Annotated in this window: 19 protein-coding genes and 2 pseudogenes; 7 read left to right on the top strand and 14 right to left on the bottom strand. The window is 37.5% G+C overall.

What is annotated here, in order from left to right; all coding sequences use genetic code 11:
- A pseudogene (locus tag J2Z60_RS10340) lies at positions 1-132 on the top strand (fructokinase/branched chain amino acid--2-keto-4-methylthiobutyrate aminotransferase); the annotation flags it as partial.
- A 221-nt stretch (positions 133-353) separates the two neighbouring features.
- Here J2Z60_RS10340 and J2Z60_RS10335 read toward each other — a convergent pair.
- From J2Z60_RS10335 to dnaA, 14 genes are all read right to left on the bottom strand, one after another.
- Positions 354-476: a type I toxin-antitoxin system Fst family toxin gene (locus tag J2Z60_RS10335; protein ID WP_245328805.1), complete on the bottom strand. Its 123-nt coding sequence runs from the start codon at positions 474-476 to the stop codon at positions 354-356.
- Between the two features lie 154 nt (positions 477-630).
- Entirely contained in the window at positions 631-2,007 is a 1,377-nt protein-coding gene (gene dnaB, locus J2Z60_RS10330; RefSeq protein ID WP_209687623.1) for a replicative DNA helicase, read from the bottom strand.
- Positions 2,008-2,013: 6 nt separating this feature from the next.
- The gene (gene rplI / locus J2Z60_RS10325) at positions 2,014-2,469 is read right to left on the bottom strand and encodes a 50S ribosomal protein L9 (RefSeq protein WP_209687622.1); all 456 of its coding nucleotides are present in this window, start codon (positions 2,467-2,469) and stop codon (positions 2,014-2,016) included.
- A gap of 9 nt (positions 2,470-2,478) precedes the next feature.
- On the bottom strand, positions 2,479-4,503 hold the full coding sequence (locus tag J2Z60_RS10320; protein WP_209687621.1) for a DHH family phosphoesterase: 2,025 nt from the start codon (positions 4,501-4,503) through the stop codon (positions 2,479-2,481).
- A gap of 104 nt (positions 4,504-4,607) precedes the next feature.
- Entirely contained in the window at positions 4,608-5,525 is a 918-nt protein-coding gene (locus J2Z60_RS10315) for a magnesium transporter CorA family protein (RefSeq protein ID WP_209687620.1), read from the bottom strand.
- Between the two features lie 93 nt (positions 5,526-5,618).
- Positions 5,619-5,855: a 30S ribosomal protein S18 gene (gene rpsR, locus J2Z60_RS10310; protein WP_209687619.1), complete on the bottom strand. Its 237-nt coding sequence runs from the start codon at positions 5,853-5,855 to the stop codon at positions 5,619-5,621.
- Between the two features lie 23 nt (positions 5,856-5,878).
- Positions 5,879-6,391 carry a single-stranded DNA-binding protein gene (ssb, locus tag J2Z60_RS10305; protein WP_209687618.1) on the bottom strand — a complete coding sequence of 171 codons (513 nt, stop codon included), beginning with the start codon at positions 6,389-6,391 and terminating at the stop codon, positions 5,879-5,881.
- A 37-nt stretch (positions 6,392-6,428) separates the two neighbouring features.
- Positions 6,429-6,725, bottom strand: coding sequence for a 30S ribosomal protein S6 (rpsF, locus tag J2Z60_RS10300; protein ID WP_209687617.1), 297 nt, complete (start codon positions 6,723-6,725; stop codon positions 6,429-6,431).
- A 182-nt stretch (positions 6,726-6,907) separates the two neighbouring features.
- On the bottom strand, positions 6,908-9,376 hold the full coding sequence (gene gyrA, locus J2Z60_RS10295) for a DNA gyrase subunit A (RefSeq protein ID WP_209687616.1): 2,469 nt from the start codon (positions 9,374-9,376) through the stop codon (positions 6,908-6,910).
- Positions 9,377-9,386: 10 nt separating this feature from the next.
- Complete coding sequence (gene gyrB / locus J2Z60_RS10290) at positions 9,387-11,354, bottom strand: DNA topoisomerase (ATP-hydrolyzing) subunit B (protein WP_209687615.1); 1,968 nt, start codon at positions 11,352-11,354, stop codon at positions 9,387-9,389.
- Positions 11,355-12,479, bottom strand: coding sequence for a DNA replication/repair protein RecF (gene recF / locus J2Z60_RS10285; RefSeq protein WP_209687614.1), 1,125 nt, complete (start codon positions 12,477-12,479; stop codon positions 11,355-11,357).
- Between the two features lie 3 nt (positions 12,480-12,482).
- Positions 12,483-12,701: a S4 domain-containing protein YaaA gene (gene yaaA / locus J2Z60_RS10280; RefSeq protein ID WP_209687613.1), complete on the bottom strand. Its 219-nt coding sequence runs from the start codon at positions 12,699-12,701 to the stop codon at positions 12,483-12,485.
- Positions 12,702-12,896: 195 nt separating this feature from the next.
- Positions 12,897-14,027, bottom strand: coding sequence for a DNA polymerase III subunit beta (gene dnaN, locus J2Z60_RS10275; RefSeq protein ID WP_209687612.1), 1,131 nt, complete (start codon positions 14,025-14,027; stop codon positions 12,897-12,899).
- Positions 14,028-14,203: 176 nt separating this feature from the next.
- Positions 14,204-15,565: a chromosomal replication initiator protein DnaA gene (gene dnaA / locus J2Z60_RS10270; RefSeq protein WP_209687611.1), complete on the bottom strand. Its 1,362-nt coding sequence runs from the start codon at positions 15,563-15,565 to the stop codon at positions 14,204-14,206.
- 482 nt (positions 15,566-16,047) lie between these two features.
- Between dnaA and rpmH the strand changes: the two genes are divergently transcribed.
- The 6 genes and pseudogenes from rpmH to spxB form a co-directional block, all read left to right on the top strand.
- Positions 16,048-16,188 carry a 50S ribosomal protein L34 gene (gene rpmH, locus J2Z60_RS10265; protein WP_209687610.1) on the top strand — a complete coding sequence of 47 codons (141 nt, stop codon included), beginning with the start codon at positions 16,048-16,050 and terminating at the stop codon, positions 16,186-16,188.
- Between the two features lie 48 nt (positions 16,189-16,236).
- Positions 16,237-16,605: a ribonuclease P protein component gene (rnpA, locus tag J2Z60_RS10260; protein ID WP_209687609.1), complete on the top strand. Its 369-nt coding sequence runs from the start codon at positions 16,237-16,239 to the stop codon at positions 16,603-16,605.
- Between the two features lies 1 nt (position 16,606).
- A complete protein-coding gene (locus tag J2Z60_RS10255; RefSeq protein WP_209687608.1) occupies positions 16,607-17,479 on the top strand; it encodes a membrane protein insertase YidC in 873 nt (290 codons plus the stop codon).
- A 122-nt stretch (positions 17,480-17,601) separates the two neighbouring features.
- Positions 17,602-18,987, top strand: coding sequence for a tRNA uridine-5-carboxymethylaminomethyl(34) synthesis GTPase MnmE (gene mnmE / locus J2Z60_RS10250; protein ID WP_209687607.1), 1,386 nt, complete (start codon positions 17,602-17,604; stop codon positions 18,985-18,987).
- Positions 18,988-19,004: 17 nt separating this feature from the next.
- The gene (mnmG, locus tag J2Z60_RS10245; RefSeq protein ID WP_209687606.1) at positions 19,005-20,912 is read left to right on the top strand and encodes a tRNA uridine-5-carboxymethylaminomethyl(34) synthesis enzyme MnmG; all 1,908 of its coding nucleotides are present in this window, start codon (positions 19,005-19,007) and stop codon (positions 20,910-20,912) included.
- Between the two features lie 216 nt (positions 20,913-21,128).
- Positions 21,129-22,847 (top strand): annotated as a pseudogene (spxB, locus tag J2Z60_RS10240) (pyruvate oxidase); the annotation flags it as partial.
- Between the last annotated feature and the right edge of the window lie 150 nt (positions 22,848-22,997).

Genomic DNA, 22,997 nt, shown 5'->3' with positions numbered 1-22,997 from the left:
AAGTTCTTTGATGAATTCAACAATAATTATGTAGCAACTCCGAACTTAGACGACCTCATCGTTACTCCAACTGTTGCTAACAATGGTTCAGCTACTCTAGGTGATTTTGAATTAGCTAAGGCTTTACTATAATTTGAACTATTCTTTGAAAAATACTTTTAAGTAGAATTTTTATTTATGAGAGTTAGAAACAGTATGTTTTGCACATTCATGAATATTCGTGTTATAATAACTGTGCAACGAAGTTAAAATATTTAAAACAAAGTACTCAAAAAGCCCGACTGTCCGCAACAACAGTCAGGCTTTTATTTTTCGTCTAATGCAACTATTTAGGCGTGAGGGTTAAGTGACAACTATTTCTTTTTGTCATTGTGTCGATGGCTTAACCATTCATCGAATAGCTTTAACACTATCCCTACAATAATAGGGCCGATGACAGAAGTTAAAATATCTTGCAACAAAGTACTCACCTCCATATTAAGTGTGGGAGGACATAGTTGCCTGATAAACATTGTATCATTTAAAGTATGTACGCATTATAAAAAGTTGACGTTTGAGTTAGTTATAAATTACTTTTTTAGATAAAAACGCCATCGCTTAAAGATACACAGCGATGGCATTTTTTGATTATTATTTTTGTTCTTGATGTACATAATCTAAGTTCGAGAACCTATTATAAGGCTTGGAGAACATTAGTTTAATCGTCCCACGACTACCGGAACGGTTCTTTTCAATAATTACTTCTACTTCACCATTATCATCTTCCGGCTCTACTTCACCATCATCGCCATCTTCACGTTCATCACGATAATAATCATCACGATATAAGAAGGCAACGATATCGGCATCCTGCTCAATTGATCCAGACTCACGAATATCTGATAAGACTGGGCGCTTGTCTTGACGCTGTTCAACTGAACGAGACAGCTGCGAGAGGGCAATTACCGGAATATGTAATTCCTTAGCTAATTTTTTTAATTGACGTGAAATAGCTGACACTTCTTGTTGTCTACTTTCACTCTTAGGTCCTTCAATTAACTGTAAGTAGTCAATTACAATTAAGCCTAAGTTACCTGTTTCTTTAGCTAAGCGGCGCGACTTAGCTCGAATATCACTCATCTTAATACCAGGAGTATCATCAATATAGATCCCAGTATCACTAAGTGCACCTGTAGCGGCAACTAATTGGCTCCATTCTTGCTCCTCTAGTCGTCCTGTTCTTAAGTGCTGAGAATCAATCAATCCTACCGATGCAATCATTCTTTGTGCTAATTGGTCCGCTCCCATTTCTAGAGAGAACATCGCCACTGACTTATCGGTATTACGACCAACGTTTTCTGCAATATTCAAGGCAAAGGCTGTCTTACCGACACCAGGACGGGCTGCTAGGATAATCAACTCATCATCATGCAGACCAGTTGTAATCTTATCTAACTCTGAAAAGCCTGTTGGCAATCCTGTAACTATCGTATCATTGCTTGAGGCAATCTGAATCTGTTCAACAGCATCACGCAAGACATCTTTAATATTGTGAAAGCCACCTGTCGTGTTCTCTTGCGAAACACTCATAATGGCACTTTCAGCCTGGTCTAAAATATCAGTCACATCATCAGAATCCTGCATTGCAGTCTGGATAATACCTTGACTAGTCGCAATCAAGTGTCGCAATAAAGACTTACGCTTAATTATCTGGGCATAATAAGACACATGGGCAGAAGTTGGCGTTGTTACCGCTAATTCAGAAACATAAGCAATCCCACCAATATCTTCTAATTGATTGTTTTTATTTAATTCATCTTGAATAGTAATGACATCGACCTTTTCGTCACGTTCTTCAAGTTGAATCATAGCCCTAAAGATAATTCGATTAGCTCTTTCATAAAAGTCATCTGGCCCCAAGGCGTCTGACAAGTCATTAATTACTGCCGGGTCTAAAAAAACGGCCCCTAGGACCGCTTTTTCTGCTTCGCTATCATGGGGAATTTGTTGAGAAACAACATTATCCATAATTAATTAGTCTTGCTCCGTAATATGAACGCGAATAGTAGATTCAACGCCCTTAAATAATTTAACTTTAACATTAGTATAGCCCAAAGCCTTGATTGGTTCAGGTAATTCTAACTTACGCTTATCAATCTTTAAGCCGTATTGTTGTTCTAAGCCTTCAACAATCTTCTTGCTTGAGATTGAACCGAATAAGCGCGAATCTGTTCCTGCCTTAGACTTAAAGTTAACTACAGTTCCATCTTCTTCAAGCTTAGCTTTAATCTTTTCAGCTTCGGCTTTTTGGGCTTCATAAGCATCTTTCTCAGCCTTTTCTACCCGTTTTAAGGTGTTTAAGTTAGCCGCATTAGCTTCTTTAGCATAGCCATTCTTAATCAAGAAGTTTTGAGCATAACCAGTAGGAACATCCTTAACTTCTCCACGCTTACCTTTTCCTCGCATATCTTTAACAAAAATAACCTTCATAAATATCTCCTATTCTTCCTTATTCTCTTCTAAATATTCATCAATTGCCTTAAGCAATTGACTCTTAGCCTGGTCAATCGTTATTCCTTTAATCTGCGTTGCCGCATTAGATAAGTGGCCACCGCCACCTAACTTCTCCATAATAACTTGCACATTAATTTTACCAGTAGAGCGGGCAGAAATACCAATCATATCCTTGCTTCGCCTAGTAATCGCAAAGCTAGCTTCTACATGCTCTAGTGATAAGGCGGTATCAGCCGCTTGGGCTGTGACCACAGGATCATACACTTGAGTATCTTCTCCTGCTAATACAGCGATATTTGGCTTAACCATCTGAATCGTTGATACTAGGTGGCTGCGACGTAAGAAGTTGTCAATATTCTCCTTCAATAATTCGGTTACTACCTGCGTATCGGCACCAATTGAACGTAAATAACTTGCCGCATCAAAGGTCCTAGTACCTGTACGCAGTGAGAATTCTTTAGAATCGACAGTTATTCCGGCCAGCATTGCGGAAGCTTCTAAGTCATTTAAGACTCCTTCGCCGCCCTGCGGTTGATATTCGATCATCTCTGTTACTAACTCACAAGTTGAAGAAGCATATGGTTCAATATATACCAACATTGGATTTTCTGGGAATTCTTCACCGCGACGATGGTGGTCAATCACAATGAGACGATTCTTAAGTCGTTCATACAAGTCTGGATCATAAGTAATCGAGTACTTAGAGTGGTCAGTTAACACTAGTAGAGAATTATCACTTGCTTCTTTTAGTGCTTCTTCAGGTGAGATAAACATATCCTTATCCAAGCCTGCTGCTTGCATTCTTGCAATTAAGCGGCCAACGTCATAGTTAACATTCTTAGTATCTAAGACAACATTGGCCTTTACACCATGAACTTTAGCAATTTTAACAATTCCGATAGCTGATCCAATTGCATCTAGATCTGGATTTCGATGTCCTTGAACGAATACCCGATCAACTCCCTTAAACAATTCTTGTAAGGCTTGAGCAACCATTCTTGCTCGGACACGGGTACGCTTCTCCATTGGATTAGACTTACCACCATAAAAGCGAGCATTCTTACCGGGCTGCTTAACTACAACTTGATCACCACCACGTCCTAAGGCAAGATCTAGGTTAGACTGAGCCTGGTCGGCAATTTCATTTAAGCTTTCTGAACCAAAGGCAATCCCGATTGAAAGGGTCAACGGGGTATTCTTACGGCTAGATTCCTTTCTAATCTTATCCAAGATAGAGAATTTATTTTGTTCCATTTCTTCTAAATCTTGCATGTGCATCAAGATAATGAAGTGGTCTTCATCAATTCTCTTCAAGTAAGAATTAAACTTCACAGCATAGTCATTCAAGGAATTCTGAATATAACTACTCATTGTTGTTAGGTTCTGATCACTCATTGACTGGCTAAGTTCATCATAATTATCAATAAAAATTAACCCAATTGCTAGACGTTGCTGGCGATATTTCTCTTCAATCTTGGCATAACGAGTAATATCCAATAAGTATACAACACCCAAATTATTCTGAACTACCATCTGGAACTTATTATTGCCCCAGTTAACAATACGATCTTGGTTATTCTTAGATTTAATTGCTTCATCTATCAACTGATATAACTCTGGATCAATTGTCTTAATAGAAGAGCCAATTACATCCTTATTTTTTAAATAAAATTGTAAGTAAGGATTAACCCATTGTATCTGTTGGTCCTTGTCATAGAGCAGGATTCCCAATGGCATTTTAATGATGGCTTCTTGTTCACCACGTTTTATCCGGTATGACAGATTAGCTGCATAATTATTAGCATTTCCTGCTAGCACATAAGTACCATAAACACAAAATGCCGAAATTAAAATAAACAACAAAATCATTGCCAAGCCATATAAAGGGCTAATCATAAATCCAATAATTGCTCCCAGCAAAGATAATGCCAAGACAATTACTATTGAAGCCGTTAATCTGGAATCCTTAATAAACGCGGGTAATTCCAATTTACTAAAAAAATCTTTCATAAAGATCCTTTCTTAGAGCATTAACATAAAAAAGTTCACCATAGTATTTTTATTATAACCCATGTAGTTAACAGAAATTTCTTCGCTAGCTAAGCCAGAATAATTTATAACATATTATTCTTCTTGAAATACCATAATAAAGCAATCATTACAATTATCGTCCCCACACTTATAAATATCCAATCAAGTGGATTGTGGAATATAGGCAAGTCAACATTCATACCAAAAAATCCCGTCGCAATCGTTGGTACGGTTAATAAAAGTGACCAAACTGTTAAAAATTGCATAGTATTATTTAGGTTATTATTCAAGATATTATTTGAAGTTTTAGAAATTTCTTCCGTAACTTCATTATAAATTTTAACCATTTGGGAAGATTGCTGAACTTCGATAATGATATCGTCACACATTTCTTCTTCAGACTTATTCATATGTAAGCCTGACTTTTGATTCTTTAAACTCTCTAGCATCATTAAGTTTGTTCGAATCGAACTAGATAGATAGACTAAACTTTTTTCTACTTGAGCTAATTCTTGTAAGTCACGGTTCTTGATCGTGCCACTTAGGTGTCGATCCAAAACCACACGCTGACTATTCAACTGATTCAATGCCCGTTGAAAATATCTAGTAACAGAAATCAAAATAGCAAAAATTAATTCTTTTTCACTATGAATATCATTATCAGCCTTTTGCCTAAATTCTTCAATCATATATGTCGTATCTGGCGTATGAATAGTAAATAAGGTATTATCGACCATTAAGAACTTAATCGGCAAGGTCGTAAAATGATCTGCATCAGAAGTAGGCCAAATTGGTACATCATAAACAAGCAAATCACTGTTGGTAATGTAGTCATGATCAAAGTGAGGACGTTCATGTAAGTCAGTGATATATTGAATAATCTCTGTCGTCAATTGAAACTTGGTCTGCAATACCTTAATGTCATGTTCATCCAAATTATAAATATCATACCACCTATAATCAAAGTCATACTGGCCAGGCAATGTTTGTTTAATAATCATTCTACAACCTCCTTCGTTATGTTTCTATCTTACCTCAAAAGGATAATAAAAAAGAGTACCCAGTGGTACTCTTTTTTATTTTTTGATTTGTTTTTAGTCTTCTGCTACGAATGGTAATAAGCCCATTACACGAGCTCTCTTGATAGCAACAGTCAACTTACGTTGGTTCTTTGCACTAGTGCCAGTGACACGACGTGGTAAAATCTTACCTCTTTCAGAGATAAAACGTTTCAACAAATCAACATCCTTGTAGTCAACGTAATCAATATGGTTAGCTGCAATGTAGTCAACCTTACGACGACGACGGCCACCTCTTCTTTGTTGAGCCATATCAAAGATCCTTTCTAGTTAAATTAAAATGGAAGATCGTTATCTGAAATCTCAATAGTGCTACCGGAATCTTTAAATGGATCTTCATTATTCGGAGCTGGTGCAGCGTTATTGTTGCCGCTTGGAGCACTCATTCCACCGAAGTTATTAGTATTCGGTGCGCTAGGTGCTTGTGGGGCAAAACTGCCACCATTAGCTTGGTCAGCGTCATTTCTGCGACGGGTATCTAAGAATGAGAAGTCATTAACGACTACTTCTGTTACATAAACGGTCTTACCATCCTTATCTTCATAAGTTCTAGTCTGAAGACGACCTTGGATACCAACTAATGAGCCCTTAGAAGTATAGTTAGAGAATACCTCTGCTCCCTTACGCCAGATGACGCAATTAATGAAGTCAGCTTCTCTTTGACCTTGCTTATTAGAATAATTGCGATCTACAGCTAAGGTAAAAGATGCTACCGAGATTCCACTTCCAGTAGAACGTAAATCAGGATCACGTGTTAAACGGCCAACAAGTACAACATTATTAATCATACTATTGTCCTTCCTTCCTAATTCACGAATTAAATAATTACTTGTCTAATTTTACAGTCATTGAACGTAAAATCTTGTTATCAATACGAGAAAGACGACCAAATTCGTTAACTGCGTCTGCGTTCTCTGCATCGAAAGTCATAATGTGGTAAGTACCTTCACGGTATTTATCCATTTCGTAAGCGAAACGTCTCTTACCCCAATCCTTTGACTCGAGGTTCTCAGCACCGTTGTCGCTAACAACCTTATCAAAACGTTCAATCAAAGCCTTCTTTGATTCTTCGTCAACATCAGGCTTGATGATGTAAGTAACTTCGTACTTAGTCTTTGCCATTGTAAATGCACCTCCTCTTGGACAAATGGTTCTTGTTACAATCAAGAACAAGGAGTAATTATATTACTCACAATCTCAGATTGTAACACAGAAATCAAAAAATTACCAAACATTTTCACGTGATCCTTGAGTAATTTACTCAAAATTATTTACGCAAAAACATCTGATAATTTTTTTATTTATTAATCTTTTTTATTATTTTCGTCTGATTCTTCGTCATCTTCGGCAGCTACCGTGGTTACACTAGCTACTTGTGAACCATCATCAACACGAATTAAGCGCACACCCATTGTACTACGTCCAGTCTGAGAAACATCTGATACTTGGAAGCGAATCATCACGCCTGCACTTGTAATGACCATAATATCTTCCGAGCCATCAACAACAGTTACACCAGCTAATGGACCATTCTTTTCAGTAATATTAGCAGTCTTAATACCCTTTCCACCGCGGCCTTTAACTGGATATTCACTAGCTGCTGTTCGCTTGCCGTAACCTTTTTCAGAAATAATTAGAACTTCTGAATCTGGCTTCAAGACATCCGAACCAACAACGTAATCATTATCGCGCAAGTTGATTCCACGCACACCAGCAGCTGTTCTACCCATCGCACGAACATCATTTTCACTAAAGGTTACAGCGTACCCCAAGTGAGTACCGATTAAGATATTTTGGTTACCATTGGTAGTCAAAACATTATTTAATTCATCACCATCACGTAAGGTTAAGGCAATTAGACCGCTACGTCTAATATTACTGAATTCACTGACCTTAGTTCGCTTAACTGTACCTAACTTAGTTACAAAGAAAAGATAATTGTCATTAGCATCTTCGGCAACATTAATGACAGCTTGGATTTTTTCGCCTTTTTCTAATTGAAGTAAGTTTATAATTGGCAAGCCCTTGGCATTTCTACCAAATTCTGGAATTTCGTAAGCCTTCTTAGAGTAAACCTTCCCCTTGTTAGTGAAGAATAAGAGATAATCATGGGTACTTGAGAAGATCAAATGATTAATAAAGTCATCATCTTGAACTCCCATCCCTTTAATACCACGGCCTCCACGATTTTGAACCTTAAATTCACTTGCTGGCATCCGCTTAATGTAACCATTATGAGTCAAGGTTAATAGTACATCTTGTTTTTCAATTAAATCTTCATCTTCAATTGAGACAACTTCGCCTGCGGCAATTTCAGTGCGGCGTTTATCACCAAAGCGCTTTTGAATGTCCAATAATTCATTGTAGATAATCTCGTCAATTCGCTCTTGCTTAGACAGAATATCTTTATAGTCAGCAATCTTAGCTTGCAATTCTTGATATTCTGCTTCAATCTTATCTCGCTCTAAGCCGGTTAAACGAACTAAGCGCATGTCCAAAATCGCCTGTGATTGACGATCATCCAAGCCAAAATTCTGAATTAATTGAGCTTTGGCAATATCACTGGTCTTAGAACCACGGATAATTTTAATAATCTCATTAATATGGTCGAGTGCGATCCTTAAACCTTCAAGAATATGTGCTCTGGCTTGGGCTTTCTTTAATTCGAATTGAGTCCGCCTACGAATAACATCTTCTTGGTGCTTGAGATAGTACTCTAGCATTTGTTTAAGAGTTAAAAAGCGCGGAGCACCATTGACAATAGCAACCATGTTCATTCCGAAATTAGCTTGCATTTGGGTTTCTTTGAATAAATTATTCAAAACAACGCTAGCACTGGCGTCTCTACGAATATCAACTGTGATTCTCATTCCTGTCTGGTCAGACTCATCACGAATTCCAGTGATACCATCAATGATCTTATTGCGAGCTAAGTCAGCAATCTTCTTAACTAATTCAGCCTTGTTGACCATATATGGAATTTCGCTAACAACGATCCGCTCACGACCACTCTTTTCGGTCTCAATGTTGGTCTTAGCACGAACTACAATATTTCCCTTACCACTTTCATAAGCACGGTAAATTCCACTACGCCCCATGACAATACCACCAGTTGGAAAGTCTGGACCTGGTATTACCTTCATCAAGTCACGGTTAGTTACATCAGGGTTCTTCATCAACATGTGAATACCACTAATGACTTCTGCCAAGTTATGAGGTGGAATGTTAGTAGTCATCCCTACAGCAATACCATTGGTACCGTTAACTAGCAAGTTAGGAATACGAGCAGGTAACACTACTGGTTCGTTCTCACTATCATCATAGTTACGCTGCCAATCAACGGTGTCTTTATTGATGTCACGTAACATCTCTAAGGCAATTCTGCTCATTCTGGCTTCAGTATAACGCATTGCGGCTGGTTCATCGCCATCAATTGATCCAAAGTTACCATGTCCATCAACTAACATATAGCGATAGCTGAAGTCTTGAGCCATATGGGCCATTGCTAAATAAATTGAAGAATCACCATGCGGGTGAAACTTACCCATAACTTCCCCAACAATTCTGGCACTCTTTTTGTAGGGTTTATCTGGGCTAACACCTAATTCACTCATTCCATAAAGAATACGGCGTTGAACAGGCTTTAATCCATCACGTACATCAGGAAGTGCACGTGCAACAATAACCGACATTGCATAGTCTAAAAATGAACTACGCATAGTTTGAGTCAAATCGACATTTCTTATTCTACGGTCTTGTGTTTCGTTATCCATCTAAGCCCTCCTAAGCATCCAAGTTTTCAACGTATTTAGCATTCTTTTCAATGAAGTCACGTCTAGGTCCAACCTCATTACCCATTAGCAAGTTAAAGACCTTATCTGCATCTGCCGCAAATTCAGGACTTACACGGTCTAAGCGACGATTCTCTGGATTCATTGTAGTTTCCCATAATTGCTCTGGGTCCATTTCTCCTAATCCCTTATAACGCTGAACAATTGGCTTAGGACTAGGTTGAAGAGTACCTAAATACTCATGTAATTCCTCATCAGTATCCAAGTACTTCTCTACTTTACCTTGACGCACTTGATACAGAGGTGGACGAGCAATATAAACATAGCCCTTCTCAATCATTGGACGCATGTAATTGTAAAATAGCGTCAATAACAATGTTCTAATGTGGGCTCCATCGACATCGGCATCTGTCATAATTATCAACTTATGGTAACGAGCCTTAGAAACATCGAAGTCTGCCCCAAATCCTGTACCCAAAGCTGTGAATAAAGAACGTATTTCTTGATTAGCTAAGATTCGATCCATCGAGGCTTTTTCAACATTCAATATCTTACCTCTAATTGGTAAGATAGCTTGAGTTAACCTAGAACGCCCTTGCTTAGCAGAACCGCCGGCAGAATTACCTTCGACGATAAATAATTCTGAGATGCTTGGATCATTACTGGTATTATCAGCTAACTTACCTGGCAAATTAGCAATTTCCAAGCCTGACTTCTTACGAGTTACTTCTCGAGCACGCTTAGCAGCAACACGAGCACGAGCAGCAAGTTGACCTTTTTCCACAATTTTTCTACCAACTTGTGGATTCTCCATCAAAAACTTGCTAAAAGTTTCAGAGAATGCCTTATCAACCGCTGCCCTAGCATCAGAATTACCAAGCTTAGTCTTAGTCTGTCCTTCAAATTGAGGAGCAGGGTGCTTAATAGAAACAACTGCCGTCATGCCTTCACGAATGTCTTCACCAGAAAGGTTGTCATCCTTATCTTTAAAGATCTTAGACTTTCTAGCATAGTCATTAACAACACGTGTTAAGGCAGTCTTAAAACCAGCCTCGTGCATCCCACCTTCATAGGTGTGGATATTATTAGCAAAGGTCATCAAAGTTGTCTTATAACCCTTAGTATATTGCAAGGAAACTTCGACATTAATGCCATCATAGTCTCCTTCAACATAAACTGGTGTGTCAAATAAAACCTCACTGTCGCGGTCTAAATAAGAAACATACTCTCTAATCCCGCCTTCATAATGATAGACATCAGTTTCAGCGGTTTCTTTACGCTTATCAGTAAAAGTTAACTTTAGTCCCTTATTTAAGAAAGCTAATTCACGAATTCGATTCTTTAAAACTTTGTCATCAAAAATTATCGTCTCAGTAAAAATATCAGGATCTGGATAGAACCGAACAATTGTTCCGTGTTGACTTAGATCTACACTACCTACTTCTTTCATTTCCTGTACTACACGACCATGGTCAAAGGCAATCGTATACTTCTTACCATCACGCATAACAGCAACGTCAAGTTTAGTAGATAGGGCATTAACAACTGAAGCACCAACACCATGTAACCCACCAGAAACCTTATATCCGCCACCGCCAAACTTACCTCCGGCATGTAAGACTGTAAAGACTGTTTCTAAAGCTGGGCGACCAGTCTTTTTTTGAATATCCACAGGAATTCCACGACCATCATCTTGGACAGTAACACTACCATCTTCATTAACAGTAACTTCAATCTTAGTCGCAAATCCTGCTAAACGTTCGTCAATACTATTGTCAATAATTTCCCAGACTAAGTGGTGTAAGCCTTGAGCACTAGTCGAACCAATATACATACCTGGTCGCTTACGTACAGCCTCCAGTCCACCTAAAACTTGAATTTGGCTGGCATTATATGAGTCAGCGCGCTTTTCAAATTCCTGGTCTCGTTTTTCTTTGCTTTTATTTGTATCCTCAGCCATCTAATTCTCCTCTTTAACAATATTTCCAGATTCAAGATGAAAAATCTTGGGTGACTTGATCTTTTCCCAGGAAATACCTTCTAAATCTGTCGTCGTAATAAAAGTTTGGGTTTTACCATAAATATAACTCAATAAGCTAGTCTGACGCTTATAGTCTAATTCGCTCATTACATCATCAAGCAACAAAATTGGATATTCACTGGTTAATTGATGAACTAATTGAATTTCGGCTAATTTTAAACTTAAGGCTATAGTTCGTTGCTGGCCTTGTGAGGCAAATTCACGAGCATTCTTGCCATTGATTGTGAATATTAGGTCATCACGATGTGGCCCCGATAAGGTTAACCCAGTTCTTATCTCAGAAATTTTATTCTTTTTAAAGTTAGCGATCACTTGCTGGTAGATCTCTTCGACACTATCATCAGAACTTAAGCCAGAAATTGATGGATGATATTGTACTTGTAAATCCTCTTGCCCATTACTAATATTGCTGTGGGCATCTTGTGCATAAGTATTGAGAGCTGCTACATACTTGAAGCGACGGTATATAATCTCTGCCGCAATTCCTGCTAACTGTTCAGACAAAACGTCTAAAAAGACTTGATCGTAAACCTTGTGGCTAGCCAATTGCTTAAGATAATTATTCTTTTGCTGCAGCACTTGTTGATATTGATTAGAAAAATACAGGTATTCAGGATTAATCTGGCTAAATTCTAAATTCATGAACCTACGTCTAATCGCTGGCCCACCTTTTACCAGAGATAAGTCTTCTGGTGAAAATAAAATTGCATTCATCTGACCAACATAGCGTGACAGTTTTTTTTGTTGCAAGCGATTAACCCAGGCTAGCTTACCTTTAGGGGTTAATCGCATCTTAAGGTCAACTTCAACTTGGCTTTTATGAACTAAACCTTGTAGCGTCGCACTCTTAGCTTCAAAGTTAATCAATTCCTTATCACTGCTTGTCCTATGGGATCGCGTTAAGGCCAAAAAATAAACAGCTTCTAGCAAATTAGTCTTGCCTTGTGCATTGGCGCCAATAAAGACATTTACGTAAGGATCGAAATTAACTTCTAATTTAGAAAAGTTTCTAAAATCTTTTAATGATAAATTCTCCAGGTACATTGATTACTCCGCTATAAATTCGTACATCTGGTCATTTATCAACAACTTATCACCAGGGTGGATCTTCTTACCACGTCTGTCCTCGGTTTCGCCGTTTAATTTAACAGGGTTGTCTTTTAAATACCATTTAGCTTGTCCACCAGAAGAAATAATGCTCTCCTCCTTAAGAAATTGAGCTAAGGTAATATATTCTCCTTTAATTGTGAAATTTTTAATCATCATCACCCCATTTTCTTTTTATACTCTATAATTATAACTTTTTTTATTGTGAAAAACAATTTAAGCGGCATAGAAACTAATTTAGTTCAAATTAATATCCCTATACTAAAAGCAACAAAAAAAGCTCATAAAGCCAAAAAATGGCTTTAAACAAAAAATTGCAAAAAAAGAACCACTTCTTAGTGGTTCAAAATTTGATTAATATGTTCTTACTGGTGTAATTAATTGAATAAAGTTAACATCTTCACGTCCTGGGGTAACCGTAAATGGACGAAGTGGCTGGGTAAAGTTCATCACAATTGTATCTGTAATTGATGCCCGTAAAGCATCACGTAAGTAATCAGGGTTGAATGAAATCTCAAGATTATCCCCTTGTAAACTCTTGAAGGCCACTTCTTCTTCCACATTACCAATCTCAGGAGAATCACCCTCGAGCTTAACTGTTTGATTATCCACATCTAAGCTCATTTTAACCACATTATTGCGACTTTCATGAGTAAGCAAACTTGCACGCTCTAGTGAACGAGCTAAGGTAGATAAGTCAAATTCAACTTTAGTCATTGATTCAGTTGGAATTAAGCGGTCAGTATCTGGATATGACCCTTCAAGTAACCGAGTATAGAAGGCTAAGTTCCCCACATTGAACAGTACCTGATTATCACCAGGAGTAACGATAATCTCTGGATCGGTTTCACCAATAATCCGAGATAATTCGACCAAACTGGTTCCTGGAATAATTAAGGTAGCATCTGCTTGGGGACCATTTTCGAGGTCAATTTCCCTTTGTGATAGTCGGTGACTATCAGTGGCTACAGCCTTAATTGAATTATTTCTAAAGACGAAATTAACACCATTTAAGGTCGGACGGCTCTCCTGAGATGCAACTGCGAAGACAGTTTCATTAATAATATTTCTAAAGGTCTTACCTGAAACATTAAAAGATGAACTTGTGGATATTTCAGGTAAATGTGGATAATTATTAGCATCTAAACCATTGATCATAAATTCAGTATTTTCTGATGTAATCTTGGTCTGGAAGCTTTCTTTAACTTCAAAGGAAAAATCTTTGCCTGGCAGCTTTTTAATAATTTCACTGAAAAAGCGTGCTGGTAAAACAATTGCTCCTGTGGATTGAATGTGTAAATCGTCATTAACTGGTATTTCAATTTGGATTGAAATGTTAGTATCGCTACCGGTTAAGGTTAACTCTTGTTCACTAAGACTAAGTTTTATTCCACTAAGTATAGGAATACTTGCACGTGAAGAGATTGCACGCATAGCATTGTTTAAGTTTTCCAGAAACAAGTTTCGATTAATTGTAAACTGCATCGTTTACCTCCTGTTTTTGTGTACTATATATTATTAATTATATATTTAATTACTTAGAAGTAGTAGTAGGTACGGTGGATTATGTGGAAAAGTAGGCAAAACACCTGTATTAATGGCAAAGTGCCTGTAAATAACTTGTGTGTAAATGTGTGAACTTGTCCACAAGTTATCAACCGTCAATGTTGAAGCATGGATTTTAAATCATAGACTGCGGTCTTGATTTCGGTATCTGTTTTTATTGCATGTTCAATTTTTTCATTGGCGTGCATGACAGTGGTGTGGTCTTTACCTCCGAATTCTTGGCCTATTTTTGGTAAGCTTGCATCAGTAAGTTCTCTGGAGAGATACATTGCAATTTGTCGTGGTACCACGATATGTTTTACCCGCTTCTTTCCTTTTAGCTCTTCAGTTGTGATTTGGAAATAGTTAGCGACAACTTCTTGAATTTTTGGAATTTGTAGGCCCCTATTTTTTTGTACTAATTTAAGATCAGTTAAAGCATCTTTAGCTAACCCAATATTAATATCGGATTTTTCAATTGTGGCATGGGCTTGAACCTTTACTAAGGCGCCTTCTAGTTCGCGAATATTAGTTTCAATTTGTGTAGCGATATAGTTAAGTGTATCGTCATTAATATTCATACCATCAGATTCAGCTTTTTTGCGTAGGATTGCAATCCTAGTTTCTAAATCTGGTGGCGTTATTTCAACTTGCAATCCCCAAGCAAATCTTGAAACTAATCTTTCAGATAAGGAAGGAATTTCATTAGGTAGACGATCACTAGTCATTACTATTTGCTTTTGATCGTTGTAGAGTGTTTCAAAAGTGTGGAAAAACTCTTCTTGAATACCCTCTTTTTTAGCAAAGAATTGAATATCATCTACTAATAATAGGTCACAAGTACGGTATTTTTCACGAAATGCTGCTTGGGTCTTATTTTTTATAGAATTAATAAAATCATTTACAAAGGTTTCGCTTTGAATATAGAGAACCTTGGCATCAGGATTCTCATCAAGCATTTTATGACCAATAGCCTGCATTAGGTGAGTCTTACCTAGGCCTACCCCGCCAAAGATAAATAATGGATTGTAAAAACTACCTGGTTTATCAGCAACAGCCAAGGCTGCTCCAGCAGCTAGTTTATTCCCTTCGCCTTGAACAAATGTATCAAATGTATATTTATTATTAAGCGGTAGTCCTTCCGTGAAGGCATTAGGATGATGAGGCTCTCTTAATCTCTCTTGATTAACATTAGGAGCTAAAAAACGCTCGTTATTAGCCAGATTGTTAGCAAGCTGGAATTTAGGGGAAATTTCAATATCAGCGTAAGCATATGCTTCTTGAATTAATTGTGATGCTAAATTTTTCTCCCAATAGCCTTTAGAAACTGGGGACTCTACTGCTATTAACATTTCATTATTTGTTTTATTGAAAGAAATAGGCTTAGTGTTTTTGAACCAGGCATTGTAAGCTACTTCACTGTAGCGATGCTGCATTTCTTCATTGAAGAATTGCCAGAATTTTTCTAAGTCAAACACAAGGACTTCCTCCAGATAAAAATTATAAATATTTTCAATAAAATAGTTTAACACTAAATCAAAAAGTTTTCCACAAGTGCATAAATATAATTCACAAATCAACAAGGTTGTGAATAAATATTTTTAATTTTCCACAAGTGCAAAATTAAGTAATTGCCAAATAAAATTATCCACAGATAAAATGTGCACAACTTTATTTGGCATTATAATAATTTCAATAAATTTAATTTAGTTATGAACAACCTGTGAATAAAGATACTAACACGCTGTGAATTGTTAATATATTTGTGTAAAAAGGTGTGAATAATTTTTTTGTATAAAATTTATACTCAAGAAATCCACAAAAAAGTAGAGCAAAAATCGTCAGATAAATGCATGATAAATAAGGATTTTTTATGATAAAAGACTTGGATTTTATGAATAAATGTGTTATTCTATTTTAGAATATCGTGCTTATAGCACTTAAACGGAGGTGCATATTAATGTCCACAAAAAGAACTTACCAACCTAAGAAGCGTCATCGTTCACGTGTTCATGGTTTCATGAAGCGTATGGCTACATCAAATGGCCGTAAGGTTTTAGCAAGACGTCGTAAAAAGGGTAGAAAAGTCTTATCTGCTTAAGCCACTGAAACTCAGTGGTTTTTTTAATCTAAGTTAGGATGATATAAATTGAGAAAATCCTACCGCGTAAAAACTGAAAGAGATTTTCAAAAAGTTTTTGAACAAGGTCAATCGATAGCAAATCGTGCTTTTGTCATATATTCTTTAAATAAAGAACAGCAAAAACATTTTCGTGTCGGCATTTCTGTCGGTAAAAAAGTTGGTCATACTGCAGTAGCGAGGAATCGACTCAAGAGGTATATTCGTGCAACACTTACGGAAATAAAGCCTGATATCAAACCTGATTTAGATTTTTTAGTAATCGCTAGACCATATGCCCGTGATTTTAATATGGTGAGAACTAGAAAAAATCTTAAGCACGTGCTTAATTTGGCGCATGTGATATCTACTAAAAAAACGGAAACAGAGGAAAAGTAGAGTGAAAGACTTTTTAACCAAGAAAAATTTTAAGAGACTAGTATTGGTATTAGGAGTGATCACTATTGCCTTTGTGTTAGCAGGATGTGCTCCTGTTTCTAATGGCAAGATTGTTCCTATTTCCCACAATAGCGGAAGCTGGTGGGATAGATACGTACTATATTACTTATCTAGATTTATTCTTTGGATTGCAGGTCTGATTCATGATTCTTATGGTTGGGCAATTGTTATCTTTACTGTTTTAATCAGAATCATTCTGTTGCCATTGAACGCTATTCAAATTAAAAGTATGGATAAGCAACAGAAGCTTCAGCCACAAATGGATGCTTTACGTAAAAAGTATTCTGGAAAAGATGTTGAAAGCCGTCAAAAGTTGCAAGAAGAAACCAGCAAGCTATATAAAGAAGCGGGAGTCAATCCATATGTTGGCTGTCTGCCATTAGTTATTCAACTGCCGGTTATGTGGGCCCTATATCAGTCCATCCAAAGAACGCCACAATTACAAAGTGGGCACTTCTTGTGGACAGATCTAGGACATGCAGATCCTTACTTTATAATGCCTATTTTGGCAGCTGTATTTACTTTTATGTCTTCATATATTAGTCAGATGTCACAGCCAAAATCTTCTCAAAATAGTATGACTAAAGGTATGACATATATAATGCCTATTTTTATTGGGGTTACTGCAGCAGGATTCCAATCAGCTATTTCGTTGTACTGGGTTATTTCTAACCTGTTCCAGGTAGTTCAGACCTTTGTCTTACAAAATCCATTCAAGTATCAACGCGAATTGGAAGAAAAGAAGCAAGCTAAACAAGAGCGTGAAAAGCGTTTGCGCAAAGCATATAAGCGCTTAGGGCGTAAGAAGAAATAAATAATTTAATTATCTATGAAGATAAAGTAGTGAAAGTGCTTTATCCACCGTTTAATATATTTTGAGGGTGGAATAGCGCTTTTTTTATTTAATTTTTTAGTTTGAATATTTAAGAGGGAAAAATGGTACAAGTTTTAACACAATTCGATACTATTGCTGCAATCTCTACGCCAATTGGTGAAGGTGGTATATCTATTGTCCGTCTATCAGGTGAAGAGGCAATTAAGATTGCTAATAAGGTCTTTAAGGGAGCGGATTTAACTAAAGTTCCAACTCATACAATTCATTATGGTCATATTATTGACCCTAAAACTAATAAAGTAATTGATGAATCAATGGTTAGTGTGATGCGCGGACCTAAGACATTTACACGTGAGGATATTGTTGAAATTAATTGTCATGGAGGAATTGTTGTAACCAATGACATCTTACAACTACTCCTGGCAAATGGCGCCAGAATGGCTGATCCTGGGGAATATACTAAGCGTGCCTTTATGAATGGCAGAATTGACCTGACTCAAGCTGAATCAGTGATGGACATTGTTCGAGCTAAAACTGACAAGTCACGTGAGGTAGCAATGAATCAATTGGCGGGTGGCTTAATGGAAAAGATCAAGGCCATGCGCCAAGAGCTGCTGGATACAATGGCTCAAGAAGAGGTAAACATTGACTATCCTGAATATGATATGGATGATATGACAGGTAAGGAAATGAAAGACAAGGCCCTATCTGTATCGGCTAAGATTGATCAATTACTTAAGACGGCTCAAGAAGGCAAGATTATGCGCAATGGCTTAGCAACAGCTATTGTGGGGCGCCCTAATGTTGGAAAATCATCGCTTTTGAATTATTTAACTCAAGATGATAAGGCAATCGTTACCGATGTAGCTGGAACAACTCGTGATACCTTAGAAGAATATGTTTCGGTTAAGGGTGTGCCGCTTAAGCTAATTGATACTGCAGGTATTCACCATACAGAAGATAAAGTAGAAAAGATCGGTGTTGAACGATCAAAAAAAGCTGTAGAAAGTGCGGACTTAGTCTTGTTATTACTTGACTCAAGTCGACAATTAAGCACAGAAGATCAGAACCTACTTAGGTTTACTGAAAATAAAAAACGAATTATTATCTTAAACAAGAGCGATTTGGGGACAAAAGTTTCCCAGTCAATGATTACTAAATTGACAGACAGCCCAATTGTTGTAACTTCTATATTACAAAAAGAAAATTTGGACCAATTGGAAAAAGCGATTGAAAAATTATTTTTCTCCGGTATTGAAAACTCTGCTAATCAAGTAATGGTTACTAATCAGCGCCAAGCTGGTTTATTGCAAAAGGCAAAACGGTCACTGGCTGAAGTAATAAATGGCGTAGACAGTGCTATGCCACTTGATCTAGTCCAAATTGATCTTAAAGATGCTTGGGATACTTTAGGCGAGATCACTGGTGAAAGTGCACCGGATGAATTGATCACAGAGTTATTTAGTCAGTTCTGTTTAGGTAAGTAAGAAAGGTATACAAAATAATGAAAACATATGATTCAAATGAGTATGATGTAATTGTTGTTGGTGCCGGACATGCTGGCTGTGAAGCGGCATTAGCGGCTGCACACATGGGTGAAAAGACGCTGCTTTTAACGATTAATCTGGATATGGTAGCCTTTATGCCATGTAATCCTTCAGTTGGAGGACCTGCTAAGGGAACAGTTGTCAGAGAGATTGACGCTCTTGGTGGTCAGATGGGGAAGAATATTGATGCTACCTACGTACAAATGAGAATGCTAAACACTGGTAAAGGACCTGCTGTTCGAGCATTGCGTGCCCAAGCTGATAAGTGGCAATATCATGAACATATGAAAGATGTAATTGAAAATACACCTAATCTTACCTTACGCCAGGCAGTAGCTGATGAATTGGTCGTTGAAGATGGTGTCTGCCGTGGGGTGATTACTAATACTGGTGCTAAGTATCATGCTAAGAGCGTTGTCTTAACGACTGGTACTGCCGCTAGGGGTAAAATTATTATTGGTGAATTGGCTTATTCATCTGGTCCTAATAATTCATTACCATCAGTAAAATTACCTGAAAATTTAGAGAGACTTGGTTTTAAACTTCGCCGCTTCAAAACTGGTACGCCACCGCGTGTTGATGGCAATACAATTGATTATTCTAAGACTGAAGAAGAACCAGGAGATCAAGAGCCACGCCACTTCTCATATACTAGTAAAGATGAGGACTATATTAAGGTTGAAGACCAATTGTCTTGTTATATGACCTACACCAATCCAACCACTCATGAAATCATTCGCAAGAACTTAGACCGAGCACCGATGTTTTCTGGTGTAATTAAAGGAGTGGGACCACGTTACTGTCCTTCAATTGAAGATAAAGTAGTTCGCTTTGCAGATAAGGACCGCCACCAGATATTCTTAGAGCCGGAGGGACGTAATACTAAAGAAATTTATGTAGGTGACTTCTCTACTTCAATGCCTGAAGAAGTTCAATTACAGATGGTTCACTCTGTTGCAGGGCTTGAACATGCGGAATTAATGCGTCCAGGCTATGCAATTGAATATGATGTAATTGAACCATGGCAATTGAAACATACCCTAGAAACTAAAAACATTAAAGGATTGTTTACGGCTGGTCAGATGAATGGTACTTCTGGTTATGAAGAAGCTGCTGGTCAAGGCTTGATTGCAGGTATTAATGCCGCATTGAGTGCTCAGAATAAGCCGGGGTTCACTTTGCAACGTGATGAAGCTTATATTGGTGTGTTGATTGATGATTTAGTAACTAAGGGTACTAATGAACCTTATCGACTATTGACTAGTCGGGCAGAATATCGCCTACTCTTGCGCCATGACAATGCTGATCTTCGCTTAACTGCTAAGGGTCATGAATTGGGCTTGATTGATGATGAACGCTACCAGACTTTCCTTGAGAAAAAGCAAGCTATTTCCCAGGCAATGAAACATATTGCAGAGATTAAAATTCACCCAACCGATGAAGTTCAAGCTTACCTTGCTAGTGTTAAACAAGATCGTCTAAATGCTGGTGTAACTGCAGCTGACTTTATTAAACGACCGAGAGTTACGATTGATGCGGTTGAGGAGTTAACTGGTGAGGTTATTTCTGAGGATCGCTATGTTAAAGAACAGATAGAGATTGCCTTGAAGTATGAAGGCTATATTAAAAAAGAAAAAGCAATGGTAGAAAAATTACACCGCTTAGAATCTAAAAAGATTCCAGATCGGATTGATTACTCTGCTATTCCTAGCTTGGCTACAGAGGCTCGACAAAAGTTTGAGAAGATTCGTCCCGAATCTATTGCCCAAGCTGAGAGAATTTCTGGTGTAAATCCTGCTGACTTGGCTATCTTAACTGCATATATCCAGCAAGGCCGCATTGCTAAACTGCCAGAAGACAAATAAGTAAAAAAGAGACTCAGACCTAGAGTCTCTTTTATTTGTGCAAATTTCACAATATAGATTTATCATAGTTAAATATTTCACAAAGTAAAAAGAGAAGATAATAGATTTTAACTAAAAAAAGCAAGTAATAAAAATCTCCAAGTGCAATCGCTTTCAATATATTGATATTTGTGGTTTAATTTAAGCATACGGAATATTTTAAGTGAGGTGCTAATTATGACTAAAATAAGTGGAGCTGATGCAATGTTCCAAGTATTATACGATTGGGGCATTGATCACATTTATGGATTACCTGGAGGTTCTTTTGATTCAGGTATGAACGGTATTTATAATTGGAGAGATAGAATTAAATTTATCGAAGTTCGTCATGAAGAAGCTGGTGCTTTAGCAGCAGCCTCTGAATATAAGATGACTGGTAAGTTAGGTGTTTGCTTTGGATCAGCGGGTCCAGGTGCTGTTCACTTAATGAACGGTCTTTATGATGCAAAATACGATAAAGCTCCAATGGTAGCAATTGTTGCTAATGTGCCAACAATTTATCAAGATCAAGGTAGATTCCAAGCATTTGATGAAAAACCTTGGTTTGATGCTGTGGCTGTATGGAACCACCAAGTTAAAAGTAAGGAATTGTTACCGGTAATGATGGATGAAGCAATCCGTCAAGCCTATGCCCAAAATGGGCCTGCAGTTCTTGTTGTACCTAAGGACTTTGGCTGGGATGAAATTGAGGATAGCTTCCGTGTAAATGCGGCTAACCATTCTGCTATGCCAAATTATCCAGAACCAAGAAAAGAAGACGTTGAAAAGGCGGTAGCATTAATTAAAGAAGCTAAGAAACCTGTTATTTACTATGGTATTGGTGTTAGAGGCGCCGGTGAAGAATTGAAGGAAGCTTCTAATAAATTTAAGATGCCAATTATGTCATCTTTCTTAGGTAAAGGAATTGTCGAAGATAGCTTCCCAGCTAACTTAGGCCCTATTGGTCGTTTAGGTAAGAAGCCTGCTAACGATGTTCAAGCTCAAGCTGACTTAGTATTATGGGTAGGTAATGATTCACCATTCTCTCCAGACTTCTTCCCTAAAGATGCTAAAGTTATTCAAATTGATGTTGACTCTAAGAAGTTTGGCAAGCGCCATAAAGTCGATGTGGCAATCTTAGCAGATGGTAAGAAGACTTTAAGAGCAATTATTGATGCCGGTGAAGAAAAGGCAGAAACTCCATTATATAAGGCCGCTATGGCTGACAAGGAGAATTGGAATGCTTGGGTAGATAAGTTTAGGGATTCTGAGGAAATGCCAGTTCGCCCAGAACCAATTTGGGATGTTATTAATAAAGAAGCTGATAAAGATGCTATCTTTGCAGTTGATGTAGGTAACGTAGTTATTGACTTTAACCGTTTGATGACTTTAGATAACCATCAAATTTGGTCAACTTCAGGTCTTTATGCAACCATGGGCTATGGTGCACCTGCATCACTTGCAGCAGCTCAACTTTATCCAGATAGAGAAGTATGGAACTTATCTGGTGATGGTGGCTTTGCAATGATGAGCGAGGAGTTGCTTACTCAAGCTCGTTACAACATGCATGTTCTGAATGTTGTATTTACTAATGAAACATTAGGCTTCATTGAAGCTGAACAAATTGATGATTCTCACCAACCTCTCTCTGGCGTAAAGCTTCCAGATAATGATTGGGCTACAGTAGCTAAGGGCATGAATGTTAAGGGAGTAACTGCACACAATAAGAAAGAATTCGAAGCAGCAGTTAAGGAATTCAAGAAGATGAATGGTCCAATGCTGATTGATGTCAAGTACACTCATGAAATGCCATACCCTACTAAAATTAATGACTTATCAAATCCAGAATTTGTTAATAAGTATCAAGCTCGCGGGTTGAGGCCATTTAGTGAATTTGCTAAGGAATATGGTGTAGAATAATTAACCACTAATTTTTGAAATTAAGAATATTTCCTGGGAAAAGACTATTATTTGATATGAACCCTAAAATTAGGACATATTATTGATTTAGTTTTGATTTAAGATCACATTCCGATATTCCATCGGGGTGTGATTTTTTAGTATAGT

It is taken from the genome of Lactobacillus colini, from assembly GCF_017874575.1.
Lineage (GTDB): Bacteria > Bacillota > Bacilli > Lactobacillales > Lactobacillaceae > Lactobacillus > Lactobacillus colini.
Note: the sequence above shows the minus strand (reverse complement) of the source record. Positions and strands in the feature narration are given on the sequence as shown.